This window comes from Duganella flavida, assembly GCF_009857445.1.
Lineage (GTDB): Bacteria > Pseudomonadota > Gammaproteobacteria > Burkholderiales > Burkholderiaceae_D > Rugamonas > Rugamonas flavida.
Genome location: NZ_WWCN01000004.1, coordinates 339,611 through 354,178 on the forward strand (window position 1 = coordinate 339,611; position 14,568 = coordinate 354,178).

A 14,568-nucleotide genomic window follows, 5' to 3' on the forward strand; every position below is an offset into this window, starting at 1 on the left:
CACAAAAAAAATGCGACGTATCGTCGCTGCATATTAGAACTGGGTCAGGCCACCATCAACCACCATTTCAGTTCCGGTGGTGTAGGAGGAGTCGTCGCTTGCCAGGAACAGCGCTGTTTTGGCCAGTTCGACCGGGTCACCGAAACGCTTTAGCGCGACCTTATCGGTAATGCCGGCAGCCACCTGGGCCAGTACGTCGTCAGGCAGGCCGATCTTACTATAGAACGGCGTCGCAATCGCCCCTGGGCTGACCGCATTCACGCGGATGCCGCGTGGCGCCAATTCGGCACCCAGTGTACGTACCAGGGAACGCGTGGCGGCTTTGGCGGCGGCCAGAATCGACAGGCCAGGATAGCCGATCGTGTTCAGGAAGGAGGTCGTCACGATGACGCTACCGCCCGTATTCATCAGGGCTGCTGTTTTCTGGATCGTGAAGAACGTGCCGGTGAAATTCAACGCGAGGTTGTCGTTGATGTACTCCTCGGTAACCGCATCGAGAGACGCAACCGTGCTGGCGCCGGCATTGGCAAACACCACGTCGATGTGACCATACTTGGTACGAGTTTCTTCGACAGCACGTTCGATGTCAGCCACTTTGCGGATGTCGGCCTGGATCAGCAGCGCTTTGCCGCTGAGCGCCTTGCCTGCCTCGATCAGACGTTCAGTACTCGAACCAACCAGCACCACATGGGCACCTTCTGCCTGGAACAGCTTTGCGGTTTCCAGTCCGATACCTGACGTGCCGCCAGTAATGAATGCCACTTTGCCATGAAGTTTCGTCATCATGTTTTCCTTTGAATGAGTCAAAATAATTGAGTTGTATCGCAATACAAGAACTGGTCGTCGCTTGTTTTGCTTGATACAAATCTTAGATCTCATCAAATTTTTTCGGAATTGGCTAAATCCGAGCAGCATTTAATCAAAAAATGATTAAATGCATAGCTTGAAAACGTGATCGCGCGGGATTATTCAGCCACTTGTTTGCAGCGCTGCCACAATCAACTGGTCGACGCCATCATCGTGGCGAAAGCCGGCGGCTAGGGCGGCGGGCGTGTGCAGTGGCGGCATGCGGCCGAACAGGGCTTCGATGCGCTCGTCCGGCGAAAAGCTGATTAACTCGCGGCGCTGCGGGCCGTAACGCCAGGTCAGTGCGTCCAGCACTTCACGTATGCTCAGGTGCAGTACCGGTAGCTGCCAGACACGGGCCGATGGCGCGGCGGCGGTAGACATGGTGGCTGCATGCAGCAGGTTGTCGACGCAGCAGCGCAACGACATCCACCAGGCAGTGGCCTTCTGCCCGACCGGGCAAACGTAGGGCTGGCCTGCGGCGATCCTGTGCATTACGAGGCTCATAAAGGCCGAGCCGTGGCCGGACTCCGACGGCGGCCGCGCGACGATGCCGGGCAGGCGCAAACTTACTGCATCCAGCGTGCCTCGCCGGCTCAGGTCCGCCAGTTCGATTTCCGCCATCAGCTTGTGTGCACCGTAGCTCAGGGCAGGGCGCGCCGGCTGGTCTTCATGCACTGCCTCTGTCCCCAGCGCGCCATATACCGCGACCGAGCTGGCAAACACCAGCCGAACAGGGCGCGGCCGGGCCGCCAGCCGGTGCGCCAGTGCTATCGTGGCTTGTAAATTGACCTGGTAGCCCAGCGCAGGTTCGCGCTCGGCCAGCGCGCCGGGTACGCTGGCCAGGTGAAATACTGTATCGACAGGGATCTTCAGTGCCGCATCCAATACGGCCGCATCGCCAAACGAACCCTCTATGCAGCGCACGCGTGGATCAAGCGGCTGGTTGTCGAATTTCTGATCGATTAGCGTAAGCGTGTGGTCGGACTGTGCGAGCAGGCGCTTGACCAGCCCCTGGCCCACGAATCCGTTGGCGCCGGTGATGACGATGTGGCTCATGCTTGCACAACCTGTTGTTCGATGACGCCGAACGGGCCGTCGTCCGTGCCCGGCAAGCGCGCTTGCATGCGCACGCGGTCGCCGAAGCGCATAAAGCCGGTGCGGGCGTCGCCGTAGTCGATCATCTCAATCACGCGCCGTTCGGCGATGCAGGCCGATCCCACTTCGCGGCTGGTGTTCGATACCGTGCCGGTGCCGATAATGGTGCCGGCCGACAGCCGGCGCGTGCGCGCCGCATGGGCGATCAAGTCGCCGAAGCCAAAGCTCATTTGGCCGCCATGCGGATGGCCGAAGTGCGCGCCATTCCATTCCACGTGCAGCTCAAGGTGTACACGGCCGTCGCGCCACGCATCGCCCAGTTCATCGGGCGTGACGGCGATAGGCGCGAAGCTGGTCGATGGCTTGGCTTGCAGGAAGCCGAAGCCGCTGCGCATTTCGCGCGGGCCCATCGCGCGCAGGCTCCAGTCGTTGAGCTGCACCAGCAGGCGCACTTGATTCAGTGCCTGCTGTGGCGTGCTGCCCATGGCGACGTGGTCGAGGATAACGCCAAATTCACCTTCGAAGTCGATGCCGTCGGCTTCACTTGGCAGCGGCACGTCGTCGTACGGGCCGAGGAAGTCGTCACTGGCGCCCTGGTACATCAACGGGATGCGTTCGAGGTCGGGAATTGGCGGCGTCTTGAAGGCTTGCTCCATCAAGTTGGCGTGATTGAGGAAGGCCGAACCATCGCACCACTGGGGGCTGCGCGGCAGTGGCGCGGTGCACAGGAAGGGATTGAACGGCTGGCCAGCGGTGACGCCGCTATTCAGCTTGTCGTACAGCTGGCGCAGTGGTTCTTCCACCTCGGCCCAGTGCTGGACCGCGTGGAGCAACGATGGTGCGATGCTGCTGGCGTCAACGCAGCGGGTCAGGTCGCGGCAGACGATCAGCAGGCGGCCGTCGAGGGTTTGGTCTTTCAGGGTAGCGAATTTCATGGTGTGCTTTCTATCCAGGTTATCAATTGCCGTCGCTGATGGTGGTGCCACCGTCAACCACCAGCGTCTGGCCGGTGATGAAGGCGCCAGCGGCGCTGGCCAGCATGACGGCCACGCCGGCGATTTCGTGCGGTTCGCCGGGACGGCGCAACGGTGTTTGCGCCATGCGGCGCGTCATGAAGGTTTGGTCGGCCAGCAGGCTGGCCGCCAACGGCGTCCGTATCAGACCGGGAGCGATGGCATTCACGCGGACATTGCGCGGCCCCCATTCAACGGCGAGGTTGCGTGCCAGCTGTGCCAGTGCAGCCTTGGACAGGCCATACAAGCCGATAGCCTTATTCCCGCGCAGGCCTGCGATGCTGGACATGAGGATTACGCTACCGCCGCCGCATTCGGCCATCGCCGGCATCAGCAAGGCGCTGAGGGTGGCGGCGCTGCGCAGGTTAATGTCCATGACGGTGTTCCACTGCTGCGGGCTGACTGCATCCAGCGGGCCGGCAGGGCCCTGAATGCCGGCGTTACAGACCAGGACATCGATCTGCCCGTGATGTTGCAGGGCGCTTGCAGCCAGCTGGCGGACGTCGTCCTGCTGCGACAGGTCGCAAGGCAGCGTGTCGGCGTGATGGCCGTGGGCGCGCAGCAGGCTTGCCAGCGCTTCGCAATCGGCGGCGTTGTGGTCGGACAGCAGCAGGGTGGCGCCATGGGCGGCCATGGCCTGCGCGATTGCGACGCCAAGGCCGCCGGTGGCGCCGGTCAGTAGTACCACACGGCCGCGCAGGTCGAACAAGGGCTGCATCATGCGCGCTGCTTCAATGCAGCGGCGACGGCCGGGTCGTAGGCGCCATCAATCAGTACGAACAGCATGCGGCATGGCGCGTTGGAGCGGTTGGCCCAGGCATGGTTGGTACCGCGTTGGACCACCACGCTGCCCGGTTTGAGCTGGACTTCCGAATCATCCAGCACCAGTGTCAGTTCACCTTCGATGACGATGCCGTAATCGATCGACTCGGTGCGGTGCATCAGCGGATGCGGCGAGTTGGCTTTGACGGTGGAGGCGGCGGCGTCGCCAATTTCGCTGAAGGCGTCCTGCATGCGGCTAGCGCCATGGGCCAGGTATTCTTCGGTGTCGGGCGGGATGTCGACAAAGCGAATGCGGGTGCCGTGCTTTGGCGGCGGCAGCACCAGCGGCCCGGTGCTCGGATCGGCTGCGTTGCTGACCACTGCCGGTGTGGCGGCGGTACTCCAAACTTCATGGAATACGGTGCCTGGAATCGCCGCCAGTTCGATCACGGTGGGCAGTGGGCCCTCGGCGGTGACGATGGCTTTGCCGTCGGCGTCATGGCCGGTGACGACGCGGTGGATGGAAGGGAAACTCATTGCAAACTCCTTAAGGTATATCGTTGGCCGGCGCGGGCGAAGCAGACCACGGCGATGGTGGCGATAATCATGGCGGCGGTGCCCAGCATGGCGTAGCCGGCGTGCTGCACCAGCGTGCCGCCTAGCACAGGCCCGATAGCAGCTCCCACCATCAGCATGGCCGGGGTGGCGCTCAGTGCGCGGCCGCCGGGATCCAGTTGCGCCACCAGGCCGAAGGCGAAGGTGTGGGTGAAGATCATGACGGCGGCGAAGACTGCGGCGGCGCCGGCATAGCTGGCGTAGGTGCTACCGTGGGAGATGGTCAGCGCGAGAAACGCCTGCGCCACCGGGCCGGCCAACACCACGTAGCGCGCTGGCCAGCGTTTTTCCAGCAGTGCTGCCAGCGGGGCGGGGAACAGGTTGACGATGCCAAGGGCGATCAGGACCCCGGTGACGGCACTGGCACTGTAGCCGCGATCCGCGCCGATGCGTTCCAGGAAGCTGAACATCATTGCCTGCACCAATCCCATGCAGCCGATGCCCAGCGCCGCGAACCACACCGCGCTGCTGATTGGCTGCGTGGCCGCAGCCCCGGCGCCGGCGCGTGGGTCAGCTGCGGCTTGTGGGCGTGCGCTGCGACGCGGGAACAGCAGGGCGCTGCTGACGGAAGCTGCCAGCATGATGATGGCCAACGCGATGAACAATGCCGGTCCGCCGTTGGCTGCGACGATCTCCGGCAGTGCGCCGAGGAAGATGATGGCAAACACGCCCAGCGCCATGCCGCACAGGGCGAACATGCGGTGTGGATTGGCGCTTTGGCCTACCGTGCCGTGCGTGACGCTCAAGGCGCTGCCCGCTGCCATGCCAGCCAGCAGATGCAGGCCGGCCATCGCCGCGTAGTCACTGGTGGCAGCCACGCCGCCAAACGCCAGCGCGGCCACCGCGAAACCTCCTGCGGCCACGGCCCGTGTTCGCAGTCGCTGGAAGCGCGGCGCGCAGAACAAGCTGCTGCCGACTGCGCCCATCAGGAACAGCGTCACCAGCGTGCCAGCCTGCTGTGGCGGCAGGCCATAGCGGGCGATCAGTGCACCCATCCATACCGGCAGTGCCACCAGGTCGACCATGCCGGCACAGTGGGCCACCATCAGCGCGATGCGTCCGCGCCAGTTCTCGCTACTGGAATCGTGATTGCGCATGACGTGCTCCCGGAATCAGATTGGCGCGGCCAGCGCGGCCAGGGTGTCGCGCATGATCTGCCCGTGTTCCGCCTTGTCGCCGCCGGTGATTTCGATCTCGCCAAGGCGGCCCGAGTTCTCCACCACCATGCGGCAGCGCTCCCAGCGCCGTGCGCCGAACTGCACCAGCGCCTGTTCCACATTGCTGGCATTTTCCAGTTCCTCGGCCAGTACCAGCGCATCCTCGATGCCGATGCAGGCACCGGACGCCAGGTGCGGGGTGGTGGCGTGTACCGTATCGCCGATCAGCACCACGCGGCCGCGATGCCACGGCTGCTGTACCAGCAGCGATTCCAGTGGACGGTAGACGATTTGCGCATGCTCGCTGATCTGCTCCCGGCACTGCTGCATCAGCGGCGCCGGGAAAGGCGCCAGCAGTGCGGACAGCATGGCAGGGAAGTCCTTCGGATCGATCATCACATTATCTTCGCGGTCCTCGGTGACGAACAAATACATCTCGTCCTTCGACACCGGATTGAGGCCGGTCTTGATCTTGGGGCCGAGCCACATGCTGGCGCGGTCCATTCCCGGCGTCCGTGGCAGCACTGCGCGCCATACGGCCTGGCCACAGTACTGTGGCTGCGGCGCATTCGGCATGATGGCGGCGCGGGTCTTGGAATACAAACCGTCCGCGCCGATCACCAAATCGTAGTTGACGGTGCTGCCGTCGGTGAAAGTCACTTCTACGCCGTCGCCATGCTGGCGCAGCGCGGTGAAGGTGCAGCCCAGCCGCACATTGGCGCCGCTGGCGATGGTGGCTTCAGACAGGATCTTGGCCAGCACCGGGCGCATGATGGCGCCACCGCCTGGCACGTCGGGACCGGCGATGCGCGGCGTCGGCAAGCTGGCGACCTTCGGGCCGTGCGGCAGGAAAATATCGACGCCGTCGTCGGCCGCGCCGCGCTCAAGGAATTGCGGCAGAATGCCCAGCGTTTTGAAAGCGCGCAGCGTGGCGCCGCCCAAGCTGATGCCTGCGCCGTACGAGCGCCAGCCCGGATCGATTTCAACCACATCGACGTCCAGCGCCTGTTTGCGCAACTGGATGGCGGCAGCCATGCCGGAAAAGCCGCCGCCGATGATGAGGATCTTTTTTACTGGTGAAGTCATGTTGGTCTCCTTGAATGATGTGTTATTTATACCGGCTTACCGGCGACCGCGAAGAACGCGGCCAGCGCTGCCTGTACGGCATGCGCCTGATTGTCTTGTGATTGTTCCGGCTGGCGCAGCAGCCGCTGCGTCGCATCGCCGAGCAGGCATGAGAGCAGGAAGTTAGTCAGTTGTTCCGGGCTGAGGCCAGGACGGAATTCGCCTTGCACTTGTGGGTGCGAGAACAGACCGGTGAGGCGGGCGCGTAGCGCACCGGGTCCGGCGTCGTAAAACACGCGGCCCAGTTGTGGATTCTGGACCGCTTCCGCAATCACCATGCGCTGGGTAGCGATGGCGCGCGGCGTATTCACCAGCGCCAGGTAGCGGGTGCAGAAGTCATCCAGCATCTCGGCCAGCGGACGCTTGCCCGGCAGCTGTTCGTCTAGCGTATCCATCATGCGGTCGCGTTCATGCGCGACCACGGCTTCGAACAAACCGAGCTTGCCGCCGAATTTGGCGTAGATGGTGCGCGCCGCTACCCGTGCCTCTGCCGCGATGGTGCGCAGGCTGACGTGGGCATAGCCCTGCGCCATGAACAGCTCTGCCGCCACCTGTATCAGGTCGCGCGTGCGCTGCTCCACGTCGTCCGCGCGCGGGCGGCCGCTGGTGCGCATCAGGTGAACTTCGCCGTCGCTGTTGATGGTGAGCGGCACTGGCGTCAGCGCCTGTCCGAGGCAGGGGCCTTGCACACATGTGCCGTCCTCCACCGCGAACAGGGCGCCGTGCGCGGCGCAGACAATGCGGCTGCCATCCGCGTTCAGGTAGGCATGCCGGCGCCACGCCATTGGGGTGTCGCCATAGTGCGGGCACTGGTCGCGGTAGCCGAACAGGCGGCCGCCTTGGCGCACCACGAACAGGCTATCCTGGCCGCTGTTGTCGGGATCAAAGCCGCGCGAATCGCCGTCGGGAAGTTCGGCCATGCGGCACAGATAGGTGGAAGCCGGCATCTCGCGTCCTTACTTCGGTGCGCCCGGTGGCGGGCCACCGGCCGGCGCCCACTTCTCGCGCGACTGGAACAGGAACAGCTGCGAAGCATCGGCGCTCATCGGTGCGGTGCGGGCATTCCAGTTGGCGTCGTGCAGGTCCATGTCGGCGTCGTATTCGACGTGGCAGCCCAGTGGGCTGTTGAAGTACCAGAACCAGTTGGAGCCGAATTTGTGGCGGCCCGGCCCCCAGAACGACTGGTAGCCTTTGTTGACAAAGCGGGTACCGGCCTGCATCAGTTCCGTCGGACCGCCAAGGTGGAAGGTGAAGTGCTCGCAGCCCTGCATGAAGGGCGGGGTCTGGATCATGAACATCGTGTGGTGGTCCAGCGTGCCGGCAGGCTGCAGGAACGGGCCGGCGCCGGCCAATCGGTCGGTACAGCGGAAGCCCAGGCGCTCGACGTAGAAGGCTTCTGCCTTGGCGCCATCCGGCACGAAGTAGACCACGTGCGACAAGGTGCGTGGCACGATCACCGCGTCTTCGCTGACCGCCACCGCGTTAGGCGCACGCTGCGCCGGTGCGCCGGGAGCATTGATGGTTTCGGCGGGCACGCTGATGGCGCGGCGCACCGTCACCTGGAAGCCCAGCACGAAGCCCATGTCGTCTGCAGCTTCGATCGAACCGTCCGGCAGGCGGCGCACTTCGCGGTCCTTGCCCAGTTCCTCGGCGATGGCGCTGAGGGTGGCGGCATCGGCCACGCCGTAAACGGTCTTGCGCAGCATGGTTTTGGTTGGCAGCGGCGCAGGCAGCGCAGCATCGTTCTGGTGGGCGATGATGATGGCGGTGCCGTCGAGTGCTTCGAAGCGGCCGCCGGCTGCGGTCACGCCGACCGGCGTCAGGCCGTAGTCGGTCAGGTATTGCGAGCAGGCGGCGACGTCGTCGACACCGAAGATCAGTGCATCTGGTCCAATGATGTTCATGTATTTTCCTTGTTGATTCACAGCGCGGTGCGGCCGCCCAGGGTTTCTGCTACCCAGTCGGCAATGTAGGCGCCGGCGTTGGCCGAGTTGTCGAAGCTGGAGTGCTGCACGCCGCCTTCGCGTTCGGTGAAGATTTTCAGCTCGCGTTGAGGGCTGTTGACCAGCTGGTCGTAGGTGCGCTGGGCCCAGTGCAGTGGAATCTGCGAATCCTTCTCGCCGTGCGTGACCAGGAACGGCACCTTGATTTTGTCGACCACGCCGTCGAGGTGCACGTTTTCGGCGATTTTCATGAAGTCGTCCATGTCCTTGGCGCCCCACACCCAGCGCACGTGCTCCCAGTAGTGCGGCACCGGGAAGCTGCCTTCTTTTTGCAGGCGCTTCTTCTGCACGTCGCGCCAGTCGTGATTCGCGCCCCACACCACGCCGCAGGCGAAGCGCGGTTCGAAGGCGACGGCGCGCGGGCAGTAGTAGCCGCCCAGCGACACGCCTTCCAGGCCGATGCGCTTGGCGTCGACGTCGTCGCGCTGTTCCAGCCAGTCGACCACTTTGCTGGCCCACAGTTCGCTGTTGTAGACGGCGGTGAGGCCTTGCAGGCGCAGGGCTTCGCCGGTACCCGGCTGGTCGATGATGAGCGAGGACACGCCGCGCTGCGCCAGCCAGCGTGGCAGGCCGACGCGGTATTTCATCTCCTTGGTCGAATCCAGGCCATTGACCTGCACCAGCAGCGGCGCGCGGCCAGTCACGCCTTCGGCGCGCACCAGCAGGCCGGAGATGTGGCTATCGCCGTAAGGGATTTCAATGCGCTCGCAGTTTTCGCCGGCCAGCTTGATGCCTTTGTTGAAGACTTCCTGGAAGCGCTGGTACAGCGCCATGCGGCCCTCCGAGCCGTGCGCTTGCAGGCGTTCTGCAGTCAGGTAGTAGGTGGCGGCGCGGCCGTATTTGTCGCCGGCCGAAATCAGGCGGCCCTTGGCTTCGTCTTCTGCGGCGAGTTCGCACAGCTTGTCGGCCATGCTTACCCAGGTTGCGCGGAAGGCTTTGGTGCCAGCGGCGTCGGGCTGCTTGGCCGCTTCTTGCAGCGGCGCGCACATCTCCTGGATCTCGCCCATTTTGGCGCCCATTTCGATGGCCAGGTTGACAGAGAGGTCCCAGACGTAGTTGGTAGGGAAGTAGCGAAACATGGATGCTCCTTGGTGGTTAATTGGTTTTCTTGAACAGGAAGTGGCCCAGCGCCGGTACCAGGATCAATGCGCCCAGCATGTTCCAGATGAACATGAAGGCCAGCAGCAGACCCATATCGGCCTGGAATTTGATCGGGCTGGCGACCCAGGTAATGACGCCGATGGCGAGCGTGACCCCGGTTAGCATCACGACCTTGCCGGTGAAGAGCAGGGCGCGATAGTAGGCGGCGGAGAGCGTGGCGCCAGCTCGCAGCTGCGCCAGCGTGATACTGAGGATGTACAGCGCGTAGTCCACACCGATGCCGACGCCGAGCGCGATCACCGGCAGTGTGGCGACCTTGACGCCCATGCCGAAGACCACCATCAGCGCTTCCGCCATAACTGAGGTCAGCATCAGCGGCAGCACGGCCACCACCACGGCGCGCCACGAGCGGAAGGTGACAAAGCACAGCAGGATCACTGCGCCATAGACCAGCAACAGCATGCTGCGCCACGCTTCGTGCACCACAATGTTGGTAGCGGCTTCGATGCCTGCGGTGCCGGCGGCTAGCAGGAATTGCGTGTCCTTGGTGTTGTTGGCTGCGGCGAAGGCTTCGATGTGGGTGGTCACGCGGGCCAGCGTATCGGCCTTGTGGTCGCGCAGATAGACGTAGACGGTGAGCAGGTTGCAGCTGTCGTTGTACAAGCCGCGCGGCGCGCCGGCGGTAACGGTGTTGAGCATGTCCTGGTTCGGCAGGAACTCATACCATTTAGGATTGCCTTCGTTGAGGCCAGCCAGCACGCGGCGATTCAGCAGCGACAGGCTGTTGGAGGTTTCCACGCCGTCGATCTGGCGTAGCTGCCATTCCAGTGCGTCGATCTTGTTCAGGGTGTCGTACTGAGAGCATTGGCCGTCCGGCGTCTTGACCATGATGGCCAGGACGTCGCTCGATGCGCCGTAAGCGGCGCTGAGCGCAGCCACATCGCGGTTGTAGCGGCTGTCGGCGCGCAGTTCCGGTGCGCCGGGATCAAGGTCGCCGATTTTCAACTGGGTGCTCAGGGCGTAAGCGCCTATCGCCAAAGCGATTGCGGCGGCAATCGCACCGGTGGCCCAGCGGCGTCCGGTGAAGCGGTCGAGGAAGGCCCAAGCTGCGTGGCGTTTTTTGCCCGCAGCGTCGGCGGCTTCCGCTTGCAAGCTGCGCGCAGCCGCTGCGGCGCTGACACCGGTGTAGCTGAGCATAATCGGCAGCAGAATCAGGTTGGTGAAGATCAGCATGGCCACGCCCAGCGAGGCGGCGATCGCCAGTTCGCGTATCACGGCGATGTCGATGGTGGACAGCACCGCGAAGCCGACGGCATCGGCCAGCAGTGCGGTCAGGCCGGCCAGGAATAGGCGGCGGAAGGTGAAGCGTGCAGCCACCAGTTTGTGCATGCCGCGTCCCACGTCCTGCATGATGCCGTTCATTTTCTGAGCACCGTGGCTCATGCCGATGGCGAAAACGAGGAACGGTACCAAGATGGAGTAAGGATCGAGTGCGTAGCCGAGCAGCGGCAGCACGCCGAGCTGCCACACCACGGCGATCAGCGAGGCCAATACCACAAGCGCGGTCGAACGCGTGCAGCGGGTGTACCAGTAGACCATTGCGGTGGCGATGGCGACGGCGATGGCAAAGAACAGCAGCACGGCGCGCACGCCTTCAATCAGGTCTCCTACCAGTTTGGCGAAGCCGGCGATGTGGATGCGAACACCTTGTTGTTCGTACTTGGCGCGTACGGCTTCGAGGCGCTGGGCGAACTGGCCGTAGTCGAGCAGTTGACCATTGCTGTCTTTAACCAGCAGCGGCACATAGATGGCGCTGGAGTTGCCGTTGAAGGCAACCAGCTGGCCAATTTCGCCGGAGCGGGCGATGTTGGCTTGGAGTTGCGCCAGGCTGGCGGCGCTGCCGTCGTAGCCATCCGGGATAACTGGGCCGCCTTCGAGGCCGTCCTCGGTGACGCCGACCCAGCGCGTGGCGGGCGTCCATAAGGACTTCATCTGGTTGCGTGCCACGCCGGGTATGAGGAAGACTTCTTCGCTCAGTTGGCGCAGGGTTTCAAGGTAGGCGGCGTCGTAGATGCTGCCTTTGGGATTATCGACCGCGATGCGGACGGCGTTGCCCAGTCCCGTCAACTCGTTCTGGTAGTGCAGGTAGTTGGCAATGTAGGGATGGTTGCTCGGGATGGTTTTTTCGAAGCTGGCGTTGATGGTCAGCTTGGTCGCTTGCCATCCGAGCAGGATGGTCAAGAGTGCGCAGGCAATGACGACCAGCAGGCGGTGGTTGAACAGCAGGCGTTCAATCAGGGAGCCGGAGTTGGTGTCGAAGGTTGACAGTTCGCCGGTGCTTACGTCGTGCAGGTTCATTGCTTGTCTCCTGCGGCCGGGAGGATGCCCTGGATGCTCAGTGCGAGCAGGCCGCCGTTGTTCAGGTCCAGTATTGCGTTCAGTGGCGGCATTGGCGCGGTGCTGATCGGGACCAGTGCTTGGTCGCGCAGAGCGAGCAGCATGCCGGCCTGGTTCGCCATGACGAGCGTGCCGTCGGCGCGGGTTGTTGACGCGGTGATGGTGACGGGAACTGGGCTGGCAATCTGTTGCCAGCTCTGGCCTGCGTCGGTGGAGCGCCATGCGTTGCCACGCAGGCCAGCCAGCAGCAGCGTTTTGCCATCGCTGATTTCGGCTGTGAAGAAGCTGCCTTGATATGGAACGCCAAGCACGCGGAAGCTGCGGCCAGCGTCAGTGGAGAACAGGGCGAGTCCGCGTTCGCCAGCGATCAAGATGGTGTCGCCGCTGGCGCGAACGGTATTCAGATGCAGGCCTTTGGGATTGCTGATGCGGCCCATCCACGAGGCCCAAGTGCGGCCGCCGTCTTCGCTGGCAAAGGCGAGGCCGTAGGCGCCGACTGCGAGAATGCGATTGTTTGGCAGGAGGCAGACATCCAGCAACGGCTTGTCCGCACCATCAGCGACCAGACGTTCAGCGTCGCGCAGTGCAGTGTCGCTGGCGGCGGCTTTGGCGGCTTGCACCGCCAGAGCGGCCAACTGCTGGCCGTCCAGTACCCGCTGCCAGTGTGCGCCTCCGTCGGCGGTGGTCAGCACCACGCCGGCATGGCCTACGGCGACGCCGTTGCGGGCGTCGGCGAAGCGCACGGCCGTCAGCGTGACGCTGACCGGCACGTCGGCTTGCTGCCAGTGCTTGCCATTGTCGTCGCTGAGCAGAATGATGCCGCGCTCACCGACCGTCACAATACGAGGGCCAGCATGCGCCGCGCCTAGCATCACCGACTGCGCCGCGTTGCGCGAAACCACGGCTGGCCGCAACTGCGCTGCAACAACGACGCCAGGCGCAAGGCTCTGCGCGTCGGCGGGCGAAAGCGCACCAGTGGCCGCAGCCGTCGCCGGGCCGGAAGTCGCCGCGTTGCCAACGGCGGGCAGCAGCGCGGCGGACAGCGTGGCGCACAGCAGGCTGCGGTGCAGCCCACGAGTTTTCATCGACTGCGACATCAACGTGCACCTTCCCCAGCCATTGCATCCGGAGTGAACACGCTGTCCTGATAGCGCGGTTTCAGCGGATATTGCGCGGCCTTGGCGTTATACAGGTTGCCGACAAAGCCAGTCCCCGAAATCAAATCCGCAAAACCGAACGCGCCAATCACAGTCCCCGGCAGATCCGGTGCGACGAAAGTCTGCGACCACAGCGTCTTCCACAACTGTCCATTGGCATCCCAGCGGTCACCCAGCACGCAGTTCCAGGTATCCTCATCGCAGTAGTAGCGGCTCTTAGGCGCCTGGTGACGCTGGCCCGAACGCAAACTCGCCTCCACCACCCAAACGCGGTGACGCTCCCAGCGCACATGATCCGGATTCAGATAAGCCTTGCCCAACACCTCCGCATCAGTCTTCGGTTGCAGCAGCTTGTTGCCGTTGTACGGAATCAGCATCTCCTGCTTGCCGACCAGCTTCCAGTCGAAACGGTCGGTACGCCCATTCCAGGTCTCGATTTCATCAAAACTCATCACGCCAGCCGTGGACGGCGTCGGCGTATCGCAGCATGGATTCGGCAGCTTGCGCACGCGGCGCTGGCCGGTCAGGTACACCCACGCCTGATCCTTGCTGGTGTCGATATTGGTACGCCCCACAATCGCCTCACCCGCGCGGATCGGCGGACCGGAATTAATCAGGCGCAGAAGCCAGAACTCATTCGACTTCGCAAACTGCTCCGGCGTGCCGTCCTGCAGGTAGTAAGGCATCTGCTGGTCGCCGGTGCCGGAGGTGGTCAGTACGGCCTTGCCATCCGCTGTCAACTGGTACTGATTGACCTGGAACTGCCACGACGTACCGCGCCAGCGCAGCATGTGATTCCACATCACCTCCGCGCCAGTCTTCGGCAGCGGGAATGGAATGCCGCCATATGCGCCAGCCGGAATATCGCCATTCAGCTTGGCGCGGGTGGCGTTCTTGAACGTGTTCTCATACACCCATGCTGGTGCGGCCGCAGTGCGGTGAGTCGGATACACATCGAGACGGAACTCTGGATATTTCTTCAGCAGCGCCTTGGTGCCGTCGGTCAGCAGCGCCGCATACTGGTCGGCGTTCTTGGCCGAGACCACATACAGCGGCTTCTCATCTTTGAACGGATCGCCACGACGGCCACCGGCCTTGTCGCCAGCGATGGCGGTGGTATAGCCGCCGGTCCAGGCAGGAATACTGCCATCTTTGTTACCGGCTTTCTCGCCACCCAGTGGCGTCAGTTCCGATTTCAGTTTCGCCGCTTCGTCAGCAGTGACGGCAGCGAAGGCAGGCAGTGCGGCCATCAGCGCGGCCAGTAAGGTAAAGCGTTTGTTCATGTCTTGTCTCC

13 protein-coding genes are annotated in these 14,568 nt (G+C 63.6%); all 13 read right to left on the minus strand.

The features are described 5' to 3' along the window. Positions 1-33 precede the first annotated feature (33 nt). A complete protein-coding gene (locus GTP46_RS08415; RefSeq protein ID WP_229258846.1) occupies positions 34-786 on the minus strand; it encodes an SDR family oxidoreductase in 753 nt (250 codons plus the stop codon). Positions 787-969: 183 nt separating this feature from the next. Beyond that, entirely contained in the window at positions 970-1,905 is a 936-nt protein-coding gene (locus GTP46_RS08420; RefSeq protein WP_161006165.1) for an NAD-dependent epimerase/dehydratase family protein, read from the minus strand. Further along, positions 1,902-2,879 carry a fumarylacetoacetate hydrolase family protein gene (locus GTP46_RS08425; protein ID WP_161006166.1) on the minus strand — a complete coding sequence of 326 codons (978 nt, stop codon included), beginning with the start codon at positions 2,877-2,879 and terminating at the stop codon, positions 1,902-1,904. Before GTP46_RS08425 ends, GTP46_RS08420 begins: the two co-directional genes overlap by 4 nt. 22 nt (positions 2,880-2,901) lie before the next feature. Continuing rightward, the gene (locus tag GTP46_RS08430) at positions 2,902-3,678 is read right to left on the minus strand and encodes an SDR family NAD(P)-dependent oxidoreductase (RefSeq protein ID WP_161006167.1); all 777 of its coding nucleotides are present in this window, start codon (positions 3,676-3,678) and stop codon (positions 2,902-2,904) included. After that, positions 3,675-4,256 (minus strand): cupin domain-containing protein, encoded by a 582-nt coding sequence (locus GTP46_RS08435; RefSeq protein WP_161006168.1) that lies wholly within the window; start codon positions 4,254-4,256, stop codon positions 3,675-3,677. The genes GTP46_RS08430 and GTP46_RS08435 overlap by 4 nt, the downstream gene beginning before the upstream one ends. Continuing rightward, the gene (locus tag GTP46_RS08440; RefSeq protein ID WP_161006169.1) at positions 4,253-5,431 is read right to left on the minus strand and encodes an MFS transporter; all 1,179 of its coding nucleotides are present in this window, start codon (positions 5,429-5,431) and stop codon (positions 4,253-4,255) included. Before GTP46_RS08440 ends, GTP46_RS08435 begins: the two co-directional genes overlap by 4 nt. A 15-nt stretch (positions 5,432-5,446) precedes the next feature. Continuing rightward, on the minus strand, positions 5,447-6,577 hold the full coding sequence (locus GTP46_RS08445; RefSeq protein WP_161006170.1) for an FAD-dependent oxidoreductase: 1,131 nt from the start codon (positions 6,575-6,577) through the stop codon (positions 5,447-5,449). A 26-nt stretch (positions 6,578-6,603) separates the two neighbouring features. Beyond that, the gene (locus GTP46_RS29705) at positions 6,604-7,563 is read right to left on the minus strand and encodes a TetR/AcrR family transcriptional regulator C-terminal domain-containing protein (protein ID WP_161006171.1); all 960 of its coding nucleotides are present in this window, start codon (positions 7,561-7,563) and stop codon (positions 6,604-6,606) included. A 9-nt stretch (positions 7,564-7,572) separates the two neighbouring features. Then, positions 7,573-8,520: a VOC family protein gene (locus GTP46_RS08455; protein WP_161006172.1), complete on the minus strand. Its 948-nt coding sequence runs from the start codon at positions 8,518-8,520 to the stop codon at positions 7,573-7,575. A 17-nt stretch (positions 8,521-8,537) separates the two neighbouring features. After that, the gene (locus tag GTP46_RS08460; protein ID WP_161006173.1) at positions 8,538-9,698 is read right to left on the minus strand and encodes an alpha/beta hydrolase family protein; all 1,161 of its coding nucleotides are present in this window, start codon (positions 9,696-9,698) and stop codon (positions 8,538-8,540) included. Positions 9,699-9,714: 16 nt separating this feature from the next. After that, entirely contained in the window at positions 9,715-12,078 is a 2,364-nt protein-coding gene (locus GTP46_RS08465; RefSeq protein WP_161006174.1) for an efflux RND transporter permease subunit, read from the minus strand. Continuing rightward, entirely contained in the window at positions 12,075-13,202 is a 1,128-nt protein-coding gene (locus GTP46_RS08470; protein WP_161006175.1) for a YCF48-related protein, read from the minus strand. Before GTP46_RS08470 ends, GTP46_RS08465 begins: the two co-directional genes overlap by 4 nt. A gap of 11 nt (positions 13,203-13,213) precedes the next feature. Further along, complete coding sequence (locus GTP46_RS08475; RefSeq protein WP_161006176.1) at positions 13,214-14,557, minus strand: DUF1329 domain-containing protein; 1,344 nt, start codon at positions 14,555-14,557, stop codon at positions 13,214-13,216. Positions 14,558-14,568 lie beyond the last annotated feature (11 nt).

What these genes read in the sequence shown, in the direction of transcription:
- GTP46_RS08415 (WP_229258846.1), bottom strand. Translation starts at nt 786, where the DNA reads ATGATGACGAAACTTCATGGCAAAGTGGCATTCATTACTGGCGGCACG.
- GTP46_RS08420 (WP_161006165.1), bottom strand. Translation starts at nt 1,905, where the DNA reads ATGAGCCACATCGTCATCACCGGCGCCAACGGATTCGTGGGCCAGGGG.
- GTP46_RS08425 (WP_161006166.1), bottom strand. Translation starts at nt 2,879, where the DNA reads ATGAAATTCGCTACCCTGAAAGACCAAACCCTCGACGGCCGCCTGCTG.
- GTP46_RS08430 (WP_161006167.1), bottom strand. Translation starts at nt 3,678, where the DNA reads ATGATGCAGCCCTTGTTCGACCTGCGCGGCCGTGTGGTACTACTGACC.
- GTP46_RS08435 (WP_161006168.1), bottom strand. Translation starts at nt 4,256, where the DNA reads ATGAGTTTCCCTTCCATCCACCGCGTCGTCACCGGCCATGACGCCGAC.
- GTP46_RS08440 (WP_161006169.1), bottom strand. Translation starts at nt 5,431, where the DNA reads ATGCGCAATCACGATTCCAGTAGCGAGAACTGGCGCGGACGCATCGCG.
- GTP46_RS08445 (WP_161006170.1), bottom strand. Translation starts at nt 6,577, where the DNA reads ATGACTTCACCAGTAAAAAAGATCCTCATCATCGGCGGCGGCTTTTCC.
- GTP46_RS29705 (WP_161006171.1), bottom strand. Translation starts at nt 7,563, where the DNA reads ATGCCGGCTTCCACCTATCTGTGCCGCATGGCCGAACTTCCCGACGGC.
- GTP46_RS08455 (WP_161006172.1), bottom strand. Translation starts at nt 8,520, where the DNA reads ATGAACATCATTGGACCAGATGCACTGATCTTCGGTGTCGACGACGTC.
- GTP46_RS08460 (WP_161006173.1), bottom strand. Translation starts at nt 9,698, where the DNA reads ATGTTTCGCTACTTCCCTACCAACTACGTCTGGGACCTCTCTGTCAAC.
- GTP46_RS08465 (WP_161006174.1), bottom strand. Translation starts at nt 12,078, where the DNA reads ATGAACCTGCACGACGTAAGCACCGGCGAACTGTCAACCTTCGACACC.
- GTP46_RS08470 (WP_161006175.1), bottom strand. Translation starts at nt 13,202, where the DNA reads ATGAAAACTCGTGGGCTGCACCGCAGCCTGCTGTGCGCCACGCTGTCC.
- GTP46_RS08475 (WP_161006176.1), bottom strand. Translation starts at nt 14,557, where the DNA reads ATGAACAAACGCTTTACCTTACTGGCCGCGCTGATGGCCGCACTGCCT.